Origin of the sequence: Agreia sp. PsM10 (genome assembly GCF_030433855.1) — a bacterium.
Classification (GTDB): domain Bacteria; phylum Actinomycetota; class Actinomycetes; order Actinomycetales; family Microbacteriaceae; genus Agreia.
The window spans coordinates 380,979-399,584 of sequence record NZ_JARUXC010000002.1; the positions used below are offsets into that span (position 1 = coordinate 380,979).

The following is an 18,606-nucleotide window of genomic DNA, read 5'->3' on the forward strand; positions in this document are numbered from 1 at the left end:
CTTCACCCACACAACAAGGAGCAGTAATAAAGTGACCGAAATCTTCTACGACAAAGACGCAGACCTCTCGCTCATCCAGGGCAAGAAGGTGGCCGTCGTCGGCTACGGCTCGCAGGGCCACGCCCACGCGCTCAACCTGCGCGACTCCGGCGTCGACGTCGTCATCGGCCTGAAGGAAGGATCGAAGTCGATCCCCAAGGCGCAGGAGGCCGGCTTCACGGTTCTCAGTGTCGCCGAGGCGACCGCGCAGTCCGACGTCATCGTGCTGCTCGCTCCCGACCAGTTCCAGCGCCACATCTACCGCGACGACATCGCGCCCAGCCTGAAGCAGGGTGCCACCCTCGTCTTCGGCCACGGCTTCAACATCCGCTACGACTACATCCAGGCACCGGATGGCGTCGACGTCATCCTCGTCGCCCCCAAGGGCCCGGGCCACACCGTGCGCCGCGAGTACGAGGCCGGCCGTGGCGTTCCCGTCATCGTCGCCGTCGAGAAGGACGCGTCGGGCTCGGCGTGGGACCTCGCCTGGTCGTACTCCCGTGCGATCGGCGGACTGCGCGCCGGCGGCATCAAGACCACGTTCACCGAAGAGACCGAGACCGACCTGTTCGGTGAGCAGGCCGTTCTCTGCGGCGGTGTCTCGCAGCTCGTGCAGTACGGCTTCGAGACCCTGACCGAGGCCGGCTACCAGCCGCAGATCGCCTACTTCGAGGTGCTGCACGAGCTCAAGCTCATCGTCGACCTCATGTGGGAGGGCGGCATCGCCAAGCAGCGCTGGAGCGTCTCCGACACGGCCGAGTACGGCGACTACGTCTCGGGCCCCCGCGTCATCACGCCCGACGTCAAGGAGAACATGAAGGCCGTTCTCGCCGACATCCAGAACGGCGCGTTCGCGAAGCGTTTCATCGACGACCAGGACGCGGGAGCCCCCGAGTTCCTCGCGCTGCGCGAGAAGGGTGCCCAGCACCCCATCGAGGCCACGGGCAAGGAGCTCCGCGCCCTCTTCGCGTGGAAGCAGCAGGACGCCGACTACACCGACGGCTCCGCCGCACGCTAGTCTCCTGACTCTCGAATCGATGGCCGCCCCGATTGTGTCGGGGCGGCCATCGCCGTTCACACGGGGCGTCGCCGGGCTCGGCATGACCCTCGTTCTGCTGTACATCGCCGTCGACGTCGTGCTGCAGTCGCTTCCTCCGCACTACAGCGTGATCTCTGACGCCGAGAGCAACCTGGCGGTCGGGGAGTTCGGCTGGGTCATGGATCTCAATTTCGTGAGCCGGGCGGTCATGACGTTCTGCGTGCTGGTCGTCGTGAGCCGCTCGGGTGCATCGTCGGCGCTGCGCGTCGTCGGCTGCGTTCTTCTGGGCATCGCCGGCGCGTGCTCGGCGGCGCTCGTCTTCTTTCCGACCGACGTGAACGGCCCGGGCGAGTTCGGCATCGAGCCCACCACCGCGACGGGCGCGGTGCACGTCGCGTTCGCGACGACCGGCTTCCTGTGCGCCCTGGCCGGCATGGTGCTGCTGGCGATCTGGATGCGCAGGGCCCCGCGATTCACTCGGGTCCGGCGCGCGGCCACCGCTTTCGTCGCGCTGGCCTCCGTCGGGCTCGTGCTGCTGGCGGTGTCGATCGCCTGGGCCCCCTCTGTTCTGGGCCTCACCGAGCGCGTGTGCCTGGCGGGCATCCTGGGCTGGGCCTTCGTCGTGTGCCGGGCCGCGCGCCGCTCCTCCCACCGCTGAGGCCGGATCCCGCGCGCTGAGGTGCGGAGTATGGCCGCATTGCGCGCTCCAGAGGCGGCCATATTCCGCACCTCGACGAGCGCGGCTCGGCATGTGGCTGCGGCCGGCGCCGACGGCCCGGCGACACGCCGCGGCTCTTGACACGCGTCGCGTCGGCTCGCCATACTCGGAGAAATGTTTGCGTAAACATCACTGAATTTACCTCAGTGTTTGCGTTAACACGATTGCGCCGACGGCTCCACCGAGTACCGGCATTTCCAACGGAGGAAAGGTCCACCCATGACAATGACGTCACCCTTGAAGAGACGCGTGCTCGCGGCCACCACGGCCCTGGCTCTCGGCGCCCTGACACTGGGAGTGGGCGCGACGGCCGCGCCATCCGCCAGCGCCGCCGAGTCGACAGCGATCACGATCACGCCGAACCCCGCCTACCAGGGCGAGTCCTTCGAGGGCTGGGGAACGAGCCTGGTGTGGTTCGCCAACGCCACCGGCGGCTACCCCGACAGCATGCGCCAGGAACTGCTCGAGAAGGTCTTCGGCGAAGACGGCCTGAACCTCAACATCGCCCGCTACAACATCGGCGGCGGCAACGCCACCGATGTGCCTCCGTACCTGCGGGCCGGTGGACCCGTCGAGGGGTGGTGGAACCCCGACCTCGCGACTCCCGCAGGCAGCCCCGAGGTGACCTCCACCTACGCCGACCGGGATGCCTACGCGGCGGCCTGGGATGCGAGCGATCCGGCCTCCTACAACCTCGACGCCGACCAGACCCAGCGGTGGTGGGTGAGCGCGCTGAAAGACAAGATCACCAAGTGGGAGGCCTTCAGCAACTCGCCGCCGTACTTCATGACCGAGAGCGGATACGTCTCCGGTGGCTTCAATTCGAGCGCCGAGCAGCTCAAGCCGTCGGCGGTCGCCGACTTCGCCACGTACCTCAAGACCGCGGCTCAGACGGTGGAGAACGAGGAGGGCATCTCGTTCGACACGATCGAGCCCGTCAACGAACCCAACACGAACTACTGGGGCACCAACATCGACCCCGCCACCGGATGGCCGAGGAAGGGCGGGCAGGAAGGCGCCCACGTCGGTCCGGCCATGCAGGACGCCGTCGTCCAGGCGCTGGCCGCCGAGCTGGCCAAGAGCGACACGACGACCAAGGCCACCATCTCTGCCATGGACGAGACGAACCCGGGCACCTTCGTGACGAACTGGAACGGCTGGACCCAGGAGGCGAAGGACTCGGTCTCGCAGCTCAACGTGCACACCTACGGCACCTCCGGCCGCGTGAATGTGCGCGACATCGCCAAGACGGCCGACAAGCCGCTCTGGATGAGCGAGATCGAAGGCGACTGGGACGGCACGGGCGTGAACAACCAGACCAACATGAACAACGGCATCGGCATGGCCACCCGCGTCATGGACGACCTGCGCGAACTCGAGCCTTCGGCCTGGGTGCTGTGGCAGCCGGTCGAGGACTACTACAACATGCAGAAGGTCGAGAAGCTGAACTGGGGCAGTGTGCTCATCGACTTCGACTGCAACGCAGACGGCAACTCCGTTCGCCGCCTGGCAGACGGCGACGCCGACCCGTCGTGCAAGATCGTCACCAACGCGAAGTACAACACCCTCCGCAACTTCACGCACTACATCCACCCGGGCGACCACATCATCCCCTCGACCAACACCCAGACGACCTCGGCCGTGTCGGCCGACGGATCCGGGGTCACCCTCGTCCACGCCAACAGCGATTCGACGGCACGCACGATCACGGTCGACCTCTCGAAGTTCGGCACGATCGCACCCGGTGCAACCCTGACCCCGATCGTGACCACCGAGTCTCCTGCCGACGACACGACGAAGAACGCGCTCATCGAGGGCACCCCCGTCGCCATCGACCTGGCATCCAAGACGGCCGTCGTGACCGTTCCCGCGAAGTCCGTCAGCACCTTCGTGATCGACGGTGTCAGCGGCATCGCTCAGGGCGCCGCTCCCCTCGAGGACGGGCACGCCTACCGCATCGTCGGCAAGCAGAGCGGCAAGGCGATCACGGCGAACACGGGTGCGGCCGCCGGCTCCACCCCGGGCGCGACGATCACGGCACTGGCCACGACGAGCGGCGCGGCCGGTTCGCAGGTCTGGACCGCCGAGAAGGTGACGAACGGCACCTCGAATGCCGAGCGCTACGTTCTGCGCAGTGCATCCGGACTCGTGCTGGCGGCCAACAGCCAGGGAACGCTGCTCGTCGATTCGACGCGGGAGAACGCCGCGGCGACCCCGTCTCAGCAATGGATTCTGACGACGACCGACGGCGCGACGTGGAGCCTCGTGAACGCCGCCTCCCCCCAGGCGCTCGAGGTTCCGGGCGGATCGACGGCCGAGGGCGCCCCGGTGAACGTGTACTCCTCGAACGGCGGGGCCAACCAGGCGTGGTCGTTCCAGGACACGACACTCTCCGGCTTCGAGCCCGTCGTCGTGAGCACCATCGCCGGCATTCCCGCCCAGCTCCCCGCGACGGTGACGCCCCTCTACAACTCCGGGCCGGGGGCTCCGGTCGCGGTGACCTGGAACACGGAGGGCGTCGACTGGAACTCGGGCCCGCTGACGGTCACGGGTTCCGGCACCGACCTCTTCGGCACCGCATTCACCGATCTCGTTGCCACGGTCGAGGTCGGCGGATTCGTGTCGACCGACCCCGTCTCGCTGACGAGCTACGCCGGTGTGTCACGAGAGGCCGTGATCGCCGCGGCTCCCGCAACCGTTCCGGCGAGGATCGGCCAGAGCAGCAATCGGTTCGACGCCCCCGTCTCGTGGGACTTCGACGCCGTCACCGCCGAGAGCCTGGCGTCGGTCGGCGTCGTCACCGTTCCCGGCACCGCGCAGTCGAACGATCCCTCGGCAGAGCCGCTCGCGGCCACGCTGTCGGTGATACTCACGGAGCCCGGTGAGGCGAACGTGGCTCCGCTGCCGTCGACGACGGCGCAGGCGACGTCGACGGAGTCCGGCTATCCCGTGGACAACACGCGCAACAACGTCACGAGCGACAAGGGCTGGTCGAACTGGCGAAGCGGAACGAAGTCGACCTCGGACACGCTGAGCTACGACCTCGGCTCCTCGATGCCGTTGACCCACACGAAGGTCTACTTCTACAAAGATGGCGGATCCACCAGCTGGGCCTCGGAGATCACCGTGCAGTATCAGGATGCCTCGGGCGCCTGGACGACGGTTCCCGGTTCCCCGACGACCGTCGAGACGCCCGCCGACGGATCCGCACCCGTGGTCGACGTGCCCCTCTCGGGCATCTCCACGGCGCAGCTGCGCGTGGTGCTCACGGCCTATCCGAACACGCACATGATCGTGTCGGAGGTGCAGATCTTCGCCCTGGCCCCGGGTGTCGCCTCCGTGTCGGATCTCGCGCGGCTCTCCGTGAACGGGACGGCCGTCGAGGGCTTCGACGGTTCGACGCTCGACTACACCGTGCCCCTCACGGGCTCGGCTCTGCCGGTCGTCACGGCCTCGCCCGTCGATACCGAGGCGACGGTCGAGATCACCCAGCCGACGGCCGCCGTGGGTCCGGATGCCGCGGCGAGCGTCACGGTCACGGCCGCCGACGGCGAGACGGTGTCGCGCTACAGCGTCACCTTCGTCCGCGCGGCGACGGTGGCGCCCGTCATCCTGGGCGAGGGCATCGTCGGATCCGAACTCGTGGCGACCGCGACGACGGACCCCGCGGACGCTGCTGTGTCGTACGCGTGGACGAGGAACGGTGCACTCATCGACGGAGCCGACTCCGCGCGGTACACGCCGACTGCGAGCGATGTCGGCGCGGCTGTCGGAGTGACGGCGACCGCGGCGGTCGAGGGGTACTCCACGGCCAGCGCCGACTCGAGAACGGTGGTCATCGCGGCCGCGGGTACAGGGCAGCCGGGAACGGGCGAGCCCGCATCCGGTTCGGTGAAGCCGTCGGTGAACAGCTCCGATGCGGGCGGAACGGGTGGCGGCGCGCTCGCCCGAACCGGCATCGACTCGTCGTGGACGCTGGGGCTGAGCCTGGGCACCCTCCTTGTGGCGTTCGGAGTGGTGCTCACCGCGGTGAGGCGTCGTCGTAGCTCGCCGGTCGAGTAGCGAGGAACGAGCGTATCGAGACCACGTCGCGAGTGGTCTCGATACGCCGGCTCCTTCGTCGTGCGGCTCCTCGACCGGCGCAGCGGGATCGCCTGTATGCGGGAATCGGTGCGGCGGTTCGTCTGTTGAGAGGATCATGGACTCCGTGACCACACCCTCCACCTCTGCCGCCGAAGCCGATTTCCTCCGATTCCGGCAGGCACGCCACCGTTACGTGACCTCGCCGCAGGGGCCGCTCGCCCTCGTGAGCACGACCGAGATCGACTCCGAGCGCGAGATCGACGGGGTTCCCGGCGTCTGGGCGCCGACTCCCGGCGGTGGCGGCGTGCGGGTCACCGCGGTCGCGACCGACGGCATCCGGGTCGACGGCGATCTCGTCGACGGCACGGTCGACATCGCCGGATCGGACACGGTCGTTCCCTCCACACTGACGTTCGGCCAAGGAGTGACCGGAACGGTGTACCCGGGCCTCGAGGGCAACTACATCCTGCGGGTCTGGGATCCGGCGAACCCCAAGGCCGAGAGCTTCGACCGCATCTCGGCCTACGACTTCACGCCCGAGTGGGTTCTCGAGGGAACGTTCACCCCCACCGAGAAGCGCGCGATCGGCATCGAGCACATCAAAGACGACGGCCGGCTGCGCGACGAGGTGCTTCCGGGCGACATCGACGTGGTCATCGGCGGGCAGTCCCGCACGCTGGCCGCCTTCGAAGACGAGGGGAAACTGCTGCTGGTCTTCCAGGACCTCACGACCGGCGACGAGACCTACGACGTCGGCCGATTCCTCGCGGTGCGCCCGCGCCGCGACGGCACGGTCGAGCTCGACTTCAACCGTGCCTACATTCCGCCGTGCGGATTCTCGGACTGGTTCAACTGCCCCATGCCTCCGCAGCAGAACCGCTTCGTGTTCCCCGTCGATGCGGGGGAGAAGCGCGTCCTGTCCGTCTAGCGACGGCACGGGCGGCTAACCTTGCGTACATGACGACGAGCCGCGATGACGATGCCCTGCACTGGGCCGGCGACGACGACCCCACGCTGACCCCGCCCATCCAGGCAGGCACCGCCCCGGCCGCGGCCCCGGCACCGGCGGCGACCACGGCACCGGCGCAAGACCCCACCGTTCTCGAGCAGGCCGAGCTGGCCGAAGACGCACGCGTCGAGGCCGAACTTGCTGCGGCCGAGAAGGCATCGGCCCAGTTGAGCTCTGCCGCGCTCATCACCCTCGGTATTCTCGGCGGCATCTACCTGCTCTACACGATCGGCTGGGCCATCGTGGTGGCCCGCACGACCGTCACCTTCTTTCCTCTCGACAGTCTCTTCCTCGAGGTCTGCTTCAGAATCGGCCAGTTTCTCTCGATCGCGGCGGCGCCCTTGTGGTTCGTGTCGGCCCTGCTGCTGACCCAGAAGAGAACCTGGCGATCCCGCCTCGGCTGGTTGCTGCTCGGAGTCTTCGTGCTCGTGCCCTGGCCCTTCATCCAGGGAGCGTAGACGTCACCATGACCGACAACACCACCGCACCACGCGGCTCCACCGGCACCGCCGCCCGCACGAGCTTCCGCGAGCTCAGCTTCTCGAAGAAGGCCGGATGGGGCATCGCGCTGCTCTTCGCACTCATCTCGGCCATCTGGGTCTGGGTCGGCGTGGCCAATCTGTTCGAGGCCCTCGCGACCTTCGGATTCGCGCTCTCCGGCGTCTCGTGGCTCGTCTTCATCGGATCGATCGCCGCGCCCATCGTCACCTACGGCCTGGGGTTCCTCGTCGGGTGGAGACTTCCGGCCTGGGCGAAGGCCGTCGTCTTCCTCGTCGCCCTCGCCGTCGCCATGGTGATCAAGGCCGACCTCGAGTCGCTGCTGCTCGGCGGGCTCTAGGCGGCGACAGCCACCCAGACGATGAGTGCGGCCAGCACGACCTGGCCCACGAGTCGAGGCCAGAACGGGATGGCGACGGCTCCGAACCGCTCCCGATTCGCGGCCGCATACGCGTTGGCGGGAAAGACGGCGGCCAGGAAGACGACCAGCGCGATACCGGCCGCGAGCCTCGTCTGAGGCACGAGAAGGCCGATGCCGCCCAGGATCTCGCAGACGCCCGTGAAGTAGACCAGGTTCAGCGGGTTGAACGCGCCCTCGCGGCGCATGGCCGGCGGAATCATCTTCGCCATCACCCGTGCCGACCTCGGCACGAAGTGATTGATGCCCATGCCGATGAAGACCACGGCGATCACGATGCGCACGATCGTCACTATTACGGTCAGCGTCGCATCGGTCATCACCCCATTGTGCCTGCCTCTAATATGGTTTCTGGCCGCGCAGTCTCGCGGAAATCCTCTTTACAGAGCCAAACCGAAGGATCCGCTCCGTGTCGAAACCGGTTGTCTTGATCGCCGAAGAACTGTCGCCCGCCACCGTCGAGGCCCTCGGCCCCGACTTCGATGTGGTGAACGTCGATGGAACGGATCGACCGGCGTTGCTCGCCGCGCTCGCCGACGCAGACGCGATTCTCGTGCGTTCCGCCACCAAGGTCGACGCCGAGGCCATCGCAGCGGCCCGCAAACTCAAGGTCGTGGCCCGCGCGGGTGTCGGCCTCGACAACGTCGACATCAAGGCCGCGACGGCCGCCGGCGTCATGGTGGTCAACGCGCCCACCTCGAACATCATCTCGGCCGCCGAGCTCACCGTCGGTCACATTTTGAGCCTTGCCCGTCACATTCCGGCCGCACACGCGGCCCTGGCCGACGGCAAATGGAAGCGCAGCGCCTACACGGGCGTCGAGCTCTACGAGAAGACCATCGGAATCATCGGACTCGGCCGTATCGGCGCGCTGATCACCGCCCGCATGCAGGCGTTCGGCACCAACGTCGTGGCCTACGACCCCTACGTCACCTCGGCCCGCGCCCAGCAGCTGGGCGTCACGCTGCTCAGCCTCGACGAGCTGCTCGCGCAGAGCGACTTCATCACCATCCACATGCCGAAGACCCCCGAGACCACCGGCATGATCAGCGACGAGCAGCTGGCGCTGATGAAGCCCACCTCGTTCATCGTCAACGTCGCACGCGGCGGCCTCATCGACGAAGCCGCCCTCCACCGTGCACTCACCGCGGGCACCATCGCGGGCGCCGGGCTCGACGTGTTCGTCAGCGAGCCGCCCACCGACTCCCCGTTGCTCGCCCTGCCCAACGTCGTGGTCACGCCCCACCTGGGCGCATCCACCGACGAGGCGCAGGAGAAGGCGGGCGTCTCGGTCGCCAAGTCGGTTCGCCTCGCGTTGTCGGGCGAGCTGGTTCCGGATGCCGTCAACGTCGCCGGCGGAGTCATCGACCCGACGGTCCGACCCGGCATCCCGCTGGTCGAGAAGCTCGGCCAGGTGTTCTCCGGCCTCGCGCACAGCCCCCTCACGAGCGTCGACGTGATCGTGCGCGGCGAGATCGTCGACTTCGACGTGAGCGTGCTCAAGCTGGCCGCGCTCAAGGGCATCTTCACGAACGTCGTCAGCGAGACGGTCTCGTACGTGAACGCACCCCTGCTCGCCGAGCAGCGCGGCGTGACTGCACGCCTGATCACCGAGTCGGTGTCTGAGGAGTACCGCAACCTCATCACGCTCGAGGGCGCGCTGAGCGACGGATCGCAGATCTCGGTGTCGGGAACTCTGACCGGCACGAAGCAGATCGAGAAGATCGTCGAGATCAACGGCTACGACGTCGAGGTTCCGTTCGCCGAGCACCTCATCGTGATGACCTACGACGACCGCCCCGGCATCGTCGCGATCTACGGCAAGGAGTTCGGCGACGCCGACATCAACATCGCCGGCATGCAGATCGCCCGCCACGTGGCCGGCGGCAAGGCGCTCAGCGTGCTGACCGTCGACTCGCCCGCCCCCGAAGAGCTGCTCGAGAAGCTGCGCACGGCCATCGACGCCGACTCGCTGCAGGAGATCGACCTCACGGAGTGATCGTTCGCTGAGCTTGTCGAAGCGGAGTTCCGTTCGCTGAGCTTGTCGAAGCGCAGCCGCGGGCCCTTCGACAAGCTCAGGGAACGACAGGCTCAGGGAACGACAAGCTCAGGGAACGACAGGCTCAGTGCCCCGCGCGCTGGGCCGTGACCTCGGTGATCAGGTCGACGAGATCGTCGATGTCCGACGCCGAGAGCTCCGCCGTCTCCGGAGTCGACGACCCGGGCAGAAAAGCCGAGCCGTAGGCGAGCCCGTCGCTGATCAGCATGATCGCGCGCGAGAGCACCGGGTCTCCCGTGCTCTCGAGCACGATGCCGTACCACGCATCGTTCGCGGCGCGCAGGGCGTCGCGGGCCGTCGAGTTCGACGCCTGAGCCAGGCGCGACGTGGCGACAAGCGCCTTGTCGAGCGCGCTGCCCGTGGCCATCGACGTGCGGATCAGGTGTGCCACCGGCCCCGACGGCGACGACCGGATGGCCGCGACATCGCGCTCCACCAGCGTGGCCAGGCGCTCCAGCACGCCCTCGATCAGGGCCTCCTTCGAGCCGAAGTGGTAGAGCAGGCCGCCCTTGGACACTCCGGCGGCGGCGGCGACGGCGTCGAGGGTCGCGGCGCGTTCGCCGTTTTCACCGAGCAGCTGGGCGAAGGCATCGATGATTCGGTCGCGCGTGGATGCCGAGGCGGGCGCGGCGGCGTCGATCGGCGGGTTCTCTGGGGTGTCGGGCATCGCTTCGATGGTAGCCGCCCCGGCGTCGGCGAGCAGCACGCGACACAACCTCACCCGGCCCGCTCGGGAATAGAGAGCCCCGTTCGCTCGTTATGGAGGTAGTCACTGTACCGGCTGGACGGTATAGTGGATCCGCACCACTTCTCGAATCGAAACGAAGAACTCCGACCATGGCCCTCCTCACCACTCCTACAGCCGCCCTGCGCACCGACGACGGGCGGCCACCCCGCGCATCCGTTCGCAATTGGTTCGCGCTCGCTGTTCTCATGCTGCCCGTGCTCATCTCGAGCATCGACAACACCGTGCTGAGCTTCGCCCTGCCCGTCATCTCCGAGTCGCTTCGCCCGTCGGCCGCGGCCCAGCTCTGGATCATCGACGCCTACCCGCTGGTGCTCGCCGGCCTTCTCGTCGCGATGGGCAACCTCGGCGATCGGTGGGGTCGCCGTCGGCTGCTGCTGATCGGCGCCACGGGGTTCGCGCTCGTCTCGATCGTGGCCGCCTTCGCGCCCACGGCCGAACTGCTGATCCTCGCGCGGGTCGGCCTGGGATTCTTCGGCGCCATGCTCATGCCGTCGACCCTCTCGCTGCTGCGCAGCATCTTCCTCGACCGAGAGCAGCGCCGGCTGGCCATCGCCATCTGGGCCGCCGGATTCGCCGCGGGATCGGCTCTGGGGCCGATCGTCGGCGGCATCCTGCTCGAGCACTTCTGGTGGGGCTCCGTCTTCCTCATCGCCGTGCCCGTGCTCATTCCGCTTCTGGTGTTCGCGCCGCTGCTGGTTCCCGAGTCGCGCGACCCGAACCCGGGTCGCATCGACCTCATCAGCATCGGTCTCACGATGGTCACGCTCGTGCCGATCGTCTTCGCGATCAAGGAGTTCGCGACGCACGGCTTCGAGTGGTCGCAGATGCTGCTCGTGCTCATCGGCGTGACGGCGGGAGTCCTGTTCGTGCGCCGTCAGCTCTCCCGAGAGAATCCGATGCTCGACATGAGGCTGTTCCGTCGTGGAGCCTTCACCGGCGCCGTGCTGATCAACCTCGTGAGCGTCTTCTCGCTGGTGGGCTTTCTCTTCTTCGTCTCGCAGCACCTGCAGCTCGTCCTGAGGCTGAGCCCGCTCGATGCGGCGTTCGCGCTGGTGCCCGGGCTCATCGTCATGATCGTCGCCGGCCTCGTCGTCGTGCCCATCGTGCGCCTGGTCAGGCCGAGCTTCGTGGTCGCCACGGGGCTCGCGCTGGCAGGTGCGGCATACGCCATCATCATGGTCACCGGCCAGGAGGCGACCGAGACCACACTGGCGATCGCCTTCGCGGTGCTCGGCCTCGGAATCGGCGCGGCAGAGACGATCTCGAACGACCTCATCATCTCGTCGGTGCCCGCAGACAAGGCCGGCGCGGCATCCGGAGTGTCCGAGACGTCGTACGAGCTGGGAGCCGTGCTCGGCACGGCCGTGCTGGGCAGCATCCTGACCGCCGCCTATCGGGCCGGGGTCACCCTGCCGGCCGGGCTGGCCGATGAGAACGCGGCGACCGCGCGCGAGACGCTCGGCGGCGCCGTCTCGGTGGCGGAGTCGATCGGCGGCCCCGCGGGCTACCGGCTGCTCGAGTCGGCCCGCGAGTCGTTCGACAGCGGCGTGGTGCTGACCTCCGGAATCGGGGTCGGGCTCATGGCGCTGGCCATCGTGCTGGCGCTCGTGTCATTGCGCAGGGTGCGCTCCGAGGGCTGACAGGCGCGTCTCGACGGCCCGGGAGAGGGATGCCCGATCGTTGTCGTCCAGCCAGGCCGCGTTCACCGCGTTCCGGGTGAAGCCGGCGAACTCGGGCAAGCCGTAGCCGAGGGCGCGGGCCAGCGCGCGGAAGTCGTTGACGGCGTCGGTGCCGAACATCGGAGGGTCGTCGGAGTCGATGGTGATGCGCAGGCCCGCGTCGACCATCTGCGCGATCCGACGGTGCGAGCCGTCGCCGCTTCCGGAGTACCGGCCGATGTCCGAGCTGACGGGTGTGCACGTGAAGGTGATTCCTTCGTCTACGCACCGCGCTGTGATCCGGGCATCGTCGACGACGTGGTAGCCGTGGTCGATGCGTTCTCCGCCGAGCTCGTCGAGGATGACCTCGATGTTGGCGGGTGGACCGCTCTCGGAGTGTGCCGTGCGGTGGAGCCCTGAGCGGCCGGCCAGCCGGAATGCCTCGACGAAGCGCGCAGGAGGTCCGATCAGCTCGGAGTAGTCGAGCCCGATGCCCACGACCTCGTCGATGCGATGCTCGATCACCTGCTCGACCAGCTCCACGGCCGCCGATGCGGAGTCGTTGCGGTTGAGGCCGATCACCATCCGACTCGTGATGCCCGTCTCGGCCTCGGCGTCGCGCATCCCTGCCAGTACGCCATCGATGATCGTGCGATACGGCACGCCGGGATGCCCCGGAGGACTGAGGAAGATCTCGCGGTGCACGACGCCCAGCGCCGCCCCTCCGTCGGTCAAGGTCTCGAAGGCGACCCGACGGAAGTCGTCGGCGTCCCGCATGACCGAACCGGCGACGTCGAGGACGCGCAGGAATTCGTCGAGATCTTCGTAGGAGTCGTGGTCGTACAGCGATTCCGCATCGCGACCGCCGTCGAGGACGACGTCGTGCTTGCGAGCGAGATCGAGCACGGTGCGGGCCGCCACTGCACCGATGAGGTGGTTGTGCAGAGAGACCTTGGGGAGTGCGACCAGAAGCGCCTCCGTGGCGCTGTCGAGGGGATCGTCCATCGCCTCAGGCGCCGCTCTGGGCGCCGCGCACGGCGCGAGCAGGGTGCCACTCGGGCACGTCGGGCTCTCCGGTCAGCATGCTGCGGAGAGTTCCTGATCGGGCGACGTCGGGCAGCAGCCCCCGCTCTCGCAGAACGGGCATCAGCAGCTCGACGAAGTCGCGGTAGCCCTCGTAGCCGCCGTACCAGTTCTCGACGAGGAACCCGTCGACGTCGGTCTCCTCGACGAGGGCTGCGATCTCGGTCGCGATCGATTCCGCCGTTCCGGTGAAACGCATCCCGCCGAAGGTCGAGGCGAGCGAGTCGAGGATCTCGCCGACGGTCGGGCTCGTGCCATTCGGGTTCCGCCACATGTCGATCATCGTCTGGCCCACCTCGGTCGAGACGGAGTCGAGTGTGGCGTCGGGGTCGAGGGCGCCGAGGTCGACGCCCGACCAGCCGAGGAACAGGGCCGCGGTCGCCTCCCTGGTCGGCGTGGCGTTGAGCTCGGCCCGCAGGCGCTGCGCCTCCTCCACCGTGTCGGCGATCACGAAGCTCGCACCGTTGACGATCCTGAGGGACTCGGCGGGCCGGCCGGCCGCGACCACCTGGGCTCGCAGGCGGGTCACGGTCGCTGCGAGGCGCGCAGGTTCTCTGTCCTGGGTGAACACGCATTCGGCGTACCGCGCGGCGAAGGCGGTGCCGGCTGCAGAGGTTCCCGCCTGGAACAGGGTGGGGGTTCGCTGCGGCGACGGGGTGGCGGGGAAGTATCCGTCGAACCGGAAGTACTCTCCCTCGTGCTCGATGCGGTGCACCTTCGCCGGATCCGAGAACGTGCGGGTCGCCTTGTCCGCGAGGACCGCCCCCTCGTCCCAGGCCTCTTCCCAGAGACGCAGAGACAGGTCGACGAACTCGGTCGCGCGGGCATAGCGCTCGTCGTGCGGCGTCACATCCGTCTGGCCCAGCAGGCGAACAAGCGCCTGCTGGTTGTCGCTCGTCACGATGTTCCAGCCCATGCGTCCGCCGGTGAGGTGATCGAGCGTGGTGAAGGTTCGAGCATTGAGCAGCGGGTGCTGGGCTGTGGTCGATGCCGTCGCGACGAAGCCGATGCGCGGGGCCGCGGCAGCGAGTCCGGAGATCAGCGCGAGCGGATCGTGCACGGGGAATTGCACGGCATCGCGGATGACGGCCTCGGGCACCTGTCCCGCGTCGTTCATGGGGTAGCCGATGGCCTCCGCCAGGAAGAAGAAGTCGAAGCCGGCCGCGTCCATGCGGGCCGCCAGGTCCTGCCAGAACTCCAGCGTCGCGAACGCGCTGGTGTCTCCGCGCTCGTGATGCCACGCGTTTGCGATGAAGTTCGGCGTGAATTCCTCGAACGCCCCGAGGACGAGTTGCTTGACCATGTGATCTCCCTGTCGAGTGTGCTCTCACCCGACTCGGGTGATATCTCAGACCGATCATTGCACGCGTCAACAACAGCGGACAAGCCGCTCACCATCGCTCCAACTGCGGCTCTGCGGTAGGTGCCGATAACTGTTACACATCGTTCTCGGCGCTGTAATGAGCCTGAAATGTGCCGGCGGGAGGCTCGGGTCCTGACGTGAGTTCTGAAGGCTCCCGGGAATGGAGAGCGATGGAGTGGACGCAGCCGTGGGCCGAGTTCGAATCGCCCGACGATGAATCGGATCGAGTGGCCATGCCGCCCGTTCCCTCCGACCCCGCGGCCGTGCGGCAGATGTTCGCCGAATACCCGGCCGGCATCGCGGCGATCTGCGCCGACGTCGAGGGGCGCGCGGTGGGCATGATCGTGACCTCGCTGACCGTCGGAGCCTCGTTCGACCCTCCGTGCGCGCTCGTCTCGATACAACGCGAATCGCAGACGTGGGTGTCGCTGAAGAACGCCGCACGGATCGGCGTCTCGGTGCTGTCGGAGAACAACAGCGAGGCCGTTCGTCGGCTCGCCTCGCGCAGCGGAGACCGCTTCGACGGATCCGTGCTCGGCCGCACGGCCGACGGTGCGGTCTTCATCTCCGGCGCGCGCCTCTGGCTCGAGTGTCGGATCCTGAGTGCGATTCCGACCGGCGACCATGTCGTCGTCGTTCTCGAGGTCGTCGGAGCGAGCGCGCACCGAAGCGCCCGACCGCTCGTCTATCACACGGGCTCGACCGTGGCCCTGCCGTCGCCCGCCTGAACGACGGTTCTACCGCGCACGCCGGTGAGCCCGGTCCTCAGCGTGCGGTGATCACGATGATCTGCAGGTCGGCACGCCCCTGCGGCTGGATGGAGTGCGGAGCCGACGAGTCGAGCCATGCGGCATCGCCCGCACGCAACTGCTCGTCGCGGTCGCCGACGGTCAGCGTCATGCGCCCCTCGAGCACCATGATGATGTCCTCGCCCGAGTGCTGGAACGGTTCGGGGTCTGTCTGCCCCGGCGGATAGGTCGACAGGTACACCTCGATGCGGCGCCCCGGTGCTCCGTACAGCATGCGTGTCGACACCGCCTCGCCCAGGCCCTCGGGCGGCAGCGGTACCCCGTGTTCGGTCAGTCGGGCAGTGTCGTCGTCCTGCGGCAGCAGTTCGGCGGGTCCTGTTCCGAGCGCTTCCGCGATCGCGTAGAGCGAGGCGACGCTCGGCAGAGCGCGGCCATTCTCGATGTCCGACAGGAGCGACTGCGACAGCCCTGCGAGGCTGGCGAGGGCGCGGGTCGTCAGCCCCCTTTCTTCTCGGGACGACCGAATGCGGGCCCCGATGCCGAGCTCCCATCCCTCGGCGATCACGAGTGCGCGTCCAGTGCATCGCGCCCGACGAGCGCGATGAAGGCCGAGCCCGGCACGGGCGACTCGTCGGGGCAGGCGAAACGATGCGGCACGGTGCCGTCCAGCCAGAGGGTGTCGCCGCTCTCCATGCGCAACGGGGGGAGCCCCTCGCGCAGCAGGACGAGCACGCCCTGGAGTAGAACGAGGAACTCCTCGCCCTCGTGCACCACCGGGCGCGGCTCGACCTCTCCGGGAGCGAGCTCGATCCGCACGGCGCGGAGGTCGCCCGTCGTCAGAAGAGGCCGCACGGGGCCCTCGCTGCGCGAGCGGGCGCGCCTGATCCTCGAGGCGGTGACGCGCTCGATCCGGTCGGTGCTGGGCAGAAGGCGTGCGACGGGCACCTCCAGCGCTGCAGCGAGCCGGCCGAGGGTGCGCAGGCTCGGGAAGATGCGGCCGTTCTCGATGTTCGAGACGAAGGGCTGAGAGGTGCCGATGCGAGCGGCCAGGTCGCGCATGCTGATTCCGAGAAGAAGTCGGGCTGCGCGCACCTCGGAGCCGATGCCCTCGGCGGCCGACGGGCGGGCATCCGCCGCCGTTGCACGGTCTGCCGGAAGGGGTTCGCTCACCGTTGCGATCCTACAGAAAGGCGTCGGCCCGAACAGCGAGGCCGCCGCACGCTCGGGCTACTCCTCGCCGATATCCTCGTTCCACAGGGCCGGGTTTGCTTCGATGAAGTCGGCCATCATGGCGATCAGCCCGGGGTCGTTGACCACGGTCACGTCGCAGCCGTGTTCCGCGATCCAGTCCTGACCGCCCAGAAAGTTCTTGTCGTCGCCGACCACGACGCGACCGATGCCGAACTGGCGTACGAGACCTGAGCAGTACCAGCACGGCGAGAGTGTGGTGACCATCACCGTGTCGCGGTAGCTGCGCTGGCGCCCGGCGTTATGAAACGCATTGGTCTCCGCGTGCATCGCCGCGTCGCCGTCTTGCACACGGCGGTTGTGGCCGCTGCCGAGGAGGACCCCGGCACTGGTGAACAGGGCGGCGCCGATCGGGATGCCGCCTTCCGCGGCTCCCTTCTCGGCCTCGGCCCGGGCGACGGACAGCTTGTCTGCGTCGGTCTCGTAGATCACGCGGAGGCCTCCGCCCGCTCGGACGGCATCGTGGTCGTCTCGGCCGACAGGGGAGGGCCGAGCACAGGCCGGACGATGCGGAAGACGACGACGTACAGCAGCGCGGCGAGAACGAAGCCGACCAGCGCTGTGAGGTCGCCGATCTCGGGCGCGACCCGCACGAGGAGCCCGACGTAGACGGCCTGGTTGGAGAAGAGTCCGATCGAGACCACCGCCGCGACGACGAACGCGACGATGCCGGCGGGGTTGCGGTACTTGTTCTTCTCGTCGACGACGAGCGCCAGCACGGCGGTGCCGCGACGCAGCCAGCGGTCGGCGAGAACGATGCCGAGCCAGGGAGCGATCCAGTAGGCGATCACGAGCAGGAAGTTCTCGTAGCTCGCTCCGGCGTCGGGCAGGGCGAGCAGCGCGATCACGAAGCCGAGCACACCGAAACCGAGCGCCACGATGGCCCGACGGCGCTCGAAGGGGATCTTGATTCCGATCGCGAGGAACGACATCGACCCGGAGTAGATGTTCAGCGCGTTCGCCGAGATGGCGCCCACGGCGATGGCGAGCAGCGTGATCGCCGAGATCCAACCCGGCATGCCCGCGGTGAACGAATCGGTGGGGCTGGCGTCGTCGGCCAGGCCGCTGTGCACGATGGTGGCCGACGCCGCGCCCACGATCATGAGAAAGCTGGTCGACACGAAATTGCCGAGACCGGATGCGACGGCGATGGTCTTGCGGTTCGTCTCGGCGGGCAGGTAGCGGGTGTAGTCCGCCGCGTAGGGATTCCAGCCGGCCGTGTAGCCGAACGCGGCGCCGGCCGCGAGCATGAAGCCGGCGAAGCCGCCGAAGCCGTCCGTGCCGTCACCGGCGGCCGGTGCCGCGGTGTCGGCGTTGGCCAGAATGAAGATGCCGGCGATGAGGAAGATCGCGCCCAGCACGAACATGGCGTATCGCTCGAAGAGCTGCACGATGTCGTGGCCGACGAAGGCCACGGTCACCTCGACCACCACCACGATGATCAGGGTGAGAACAGGGCTCAGGCCGGTGAGCGTGGCCAGGGCGAAGGCCCCGCTGATGGAGTTGACGGCGAACCAGCCGAGTCCGGCCATGGCCGTGTTGAGACCGGCGGGCACGATGTTGCCCCAGAACCCGAAGGCCGTGCGCCCCAGAAGCATCTGGGCGAGACCCTCGCGAGGTCCCCACGTCGACAGGAAGCCCTGGCTCAGGCTGCCCAGGAAGTTTCCCAGCAGCACGGCCGCCACGGCCTGCCAGAAGCTCAGCCCGAAGTAGAGAACAGCGATCACGCCCACGAAGATCGTGGCGAACTCGAGGTTCGGCGAGGTCCAGGTGGCGAACAGCTGCCACGGCGAACCGTGTCGTCTGTTCGACGGAATGGGCTCGATGCCCCCGGGCTCGACGAGTTGCGTTTTTACGGGATCGATCACTGTCATGCTCGGAGCCTAGGACCGCC

General features: G+C 68.1%; 17 protein-coding genes. 9 read left to right on the forward strand and 8 right to left on the reverse strand.

Translation table 11 applies throughout. The features are described from left to right. Positions 1-31: 31 nt before the first annotated feature. The 6 genes from ilvC (at position 32) to QCD70_RS03875 (ending at position 7,726) form a co-directional block, all read left to right on the forward strand. Complete coding sequence (gene ilvC / locus QCD70_RS03850; RefSeq protein ID WP_044442264.1) at positions 32-1,057, forward strand: ketol-acid reductoisomerase; 1,026 nt, start codon at positions 32-34, stop codon at positions 1,055-1,057. A 19-nt stretch (positions 1,058-1,076) separates the two neighbouring features. Continuing rightward, a complete protein-coding gene (locus tag QCD70_RS03855) occupies positions 1,077-1,736 on the forward strand; it encodes a DUF998 domain-containing protein (RefSeq protein WP_301213856.1) in 660 nt (219 codons plus the stop codon). A 279-nt stretch (positions 1,737-2,015) separates the two neighbouring features. Then, positions 2,016-5,858: a glycoside hydrolase gene (locus tag QCD70_RS03860; protein ID WP_301213857.1), complete on the forward strand. Its 3,843-nt coding sequence runs from the start codon at positions 2,016-2,018 to the stop codon at positions 5,856-5,858. 145 nt (positions 5,859-6,003) lie between these two features. Beyond that, positions 6,004-6,807 (forward strand): DUF1684 domain-containing protein, encoded by an 804-nt coding sequence (locus QCD70_RS03865; protein ID WP_301213858.1) that lies wholly within the window; start codon positions 6,004-6,006, stop codon positions 6,805-6,807. Between the two features lie 29 nt (positions 6,808-6,836). After that, positions 6,837-7,346 carry a DNA polymerase III subunit gamma/tau gene (locus QCD70_RS03870; RefSeq protein WP_301213859.1) on the forward strand — a complete coding sequence of 170 codons (510 nt, stop codon included), beginning with the start codon at positions 6,837-6,839 and terminating at the stop codon, positions 7,344-7,346. A gap of 8 nt (positions 7,347-7,354) precedes the next feature. Next, the gene (locus QCD70_RS03875; protein WP_301213860.1) at positions 7,355-7,726 is read left to right on the forward strand and encodes a hypothetical protein; all 372 of its coding nucleotides are present in this window, start codon (positions 7,355-7,357) and stop codon (positions 7,724-7,726) included. Here the strand turns inward: QCD70_RS03875 and QCD70_RS03880 are convergent. Then, the gene (locus QCD70_RS03880) at positions 7,723-8,124 is read right to left on the reverse strand and encodes a DoxX family protein (protein WP_301213861.1); all 402 of its coding nucleotides are present in this window, start codon (positions 8,122-8,124) and stop codon (positions 7,723-7,725) included. The two genes, QCD70_RS03875 and QCD70_RS03880, sit on opposite strands and share 4 nt — an antisense overlap. Positions 8,125-8,213: 89 nt before the next feature. On the opposite strand from QCD70_RS03880, the gene serA reads away from it, so the two are divergent. Continuing rightward, entirely contained in the window at positions 8,214-9,803 is a 1,590-nt protein-coding gene (gene serA, locus QCD70_RS03885; protein ID WP_301213862.1) for a phosphoglycerate dehydrogenase, read from the forward strand. 124 nt (positions 9,804-9,927) lie between these two features. Here the strand turns inward: serA and QCD70_RS03890 are convergent, their stop codons facing one another. Continuing rightward, the gene (locus QCD70_RS03890) at positions 9,928-10,530 is read right to left on the reverse strand and encodes a TetR/AcrR family transcriptional regulator (RefSeq protein WP_301213863.1); all 603 of its coding nucleotides are present in this window, start codon (positions 10,528-10,530) and stop codon (positions 9,928-9,930) included. Between the two features lie 170 nt (positions 10,531-10,700). Between QCD70_RS03890 and QCD70_RS03895 the strand changes: the two genes are divergently transcribed. After that, positions 10,701-12,251 carry an MFS transporter gene (locus QCD70_RS03895; RefSeq protein WP_301213864.1) on the forward strand — a complete coding sequence of 517 codons (1,551 nt, stop codon included), beginning with the start codon at positions 10,701-10,703 and terminating at the stop codon, positions 12,249-12,251. Here QCD70_RS03895 and add read toward each other — a convergent pair. Then, complete coding sequence (add, locus tag QCD70_RS03900) at positions 12,222-13,274, reverse strand: adenosine deaminase (protein WP_301213865.1); 1,053 nt, start codon at positions 13,272-13,274, stop codon at positions 12,222-12,224. The two genes, QCD70_RS03895 and add, sit on opposite strands and share 30 nt — an antisense overlap. A gap of 4 nt (positions 13,275-13,278) precedes the next feature. After that, the gene (locus tag QCD70_RS03905; protein WP_301213866.1) at positions 13,279-14,655 is read right to left on the reverse strand and encodes an NtaA/DmoA family FMN-dependent monooxygenase; all 1,377 of its coding nucleotides are present in this window, start codon (positions 14,653-14,655) and stop codon (positions 13,279-13,281) included. Between the two features lie 230 nt (positions 14,656-14,885). Here QCD70_RS03905 and QCD70_RS03910 point away from each other — a divergent pair, with 230 nt between their 5' ends. Next, positions 14,886-15,443, forward strand: coding sequence for a flavin reductase family protein (locus tag QCD70_RS03910; protein WP_301213867.1), 558 nt, complete (start codon positions 14,886-14,888; stop codon positions 15,441-15,443). 37 nt (positions 15,444-15,480) lie between these two features. On the opposite strand, the gene QCD70_RS03915 is transcribed toward QCD70_RS03910, so the two are convergent. Genes QCD70_RS03915 through QCD70_RS03930 form a run of 4 tightly spaced genes read right to left on the reverse strand, consistent with a single transcriptional unit; the run spans position 15,481 to position 18,586 of the window. Continuing rightward, positions 15,481-16,029, reverse strand: coding sequence for a helix-turn-helix domain-containing protein (locus tag QCD70_RS03915; protein WP_301213868.1), 549 nt, complete (start codon positions 16,027-16,029; stop codon positions 15,481-15,483). Beyond that, positions 16,026-16,634: a helix-turn-helix domain-containing protein gene (locus QCD70_RS03920; RefSeq protein ID WP_301213869.1), complete on the reverse strand. Its 609-nt coding sequence runs from the start codon at positions 16,632-16,634 to the stop codon at positions 16,026-16,028. The genes QCD70_RS03915 and QCD70_RS03920 overlap by 4 nt, the downstream gene beginning before the upstream one ends. Before the next feature lie 57 nt (positions 16,635-16,691). Next, a complete protein-coding gene (locus tag QCD70_RS03925; RefSeq protein WP_301213870.1) occupies positions 16,692-17,144 on the reverse strand; it encodes a nucleoside deaminase in 453 nt (150 codons plus the stop codon). Continuing rightward, the gene (locus tag QCD70_RS03930; RefSeq protein WP_301213871.1) at positions 17,141-18,586 is read right to left on the reverse strand and encodes a purine-cytosine permease family protein; all 1,446 of its coding nucleotides are present in this window, start codon (positions 18,584-18,586) and stop codon (positions 17,141-17,143) included. The genes QCD70_RS03925 and QCD70_RS03930 overlap by 4 nt, the downstream gene beginning before the upstream one ends. Positions 18,587-18,606: the final 20 nt, after the last annotated feature.

Coding starts and splice junctions, on each gene's coding strand:
- QCD70_RS03855 (WP_301213856.1), top strand. CDS start 1,077: ATGGCCGCCCCGATTGTGTCGGGGCGGCCATCGCCGTTCACACGGGGC.
- QCD70_RS03860 (WP_301213857.1), top strand. CDS start 2,016: ATGACAATGACGTCACCCTTGAAGAGACGCGTGCTCGCGGCCACCACG.
- QCD70_RS03870 (WP_301213859.1), top strand. CDS start 6,837: ATGACGACGAGCCGCGATGACGATGCCCTGCACTGGGCCGGCGACGAC.
- QCD70_RS03875 (WP_301213860.1), top strand. CDS start 7,355: ATGACCGACAACACCACCGCACCACGCGGCTCCACCGGCACCGCCGCC.
- QCD70_RS03880 (WP_301213861.1), bottom strand. CDS start 8,124: ATGACCGATGCGACGCTGACCGTAATAGTGACGATCGTGCGCATCGTG.
- QCD70_RS03890 (WP_301213863.1), bottom strand. CDS start 10,530: ATGCCCGACACCCCAGAGAACCCGCCGATCGACGCCGCCGCGCCCGCC.
- QCD70_RS03895 (WP_301213864.1), top strand. CDS start 10,701: ATGGCCCTCCTCACCACTCCTACAGCCGCCCTGCGCACCGACGACGGG.
- add (WP_301213865.1), bottom strand. CDS start 13,274: ATGGACGATCCCCTCGACAGCGCCACGGAGGCGCTTCTGGTCGCACTC.
- QCD70_RS03905 (WP_301213866.1), bottom strand. CDS start 14,655: ATGGTCAAGCAACTCGTCCTCGGGGCGTTCGAGGAATTCACGCCGAAC.
- QCD70_RS03910 (WP_301213867.1), top strand. CDS start 14,886: ATGGAGTGGACGCAGCCGTGGGCCGAGTTCGAATCGCCCGACGATGAA.
- QCD70_RS03930 (WP_301213871.1), bottom strand. CDS start 18,586: ATGACAGTGATCGATCCCGTAAAAACGCAACTCGTCGAGCCCGGGGGC.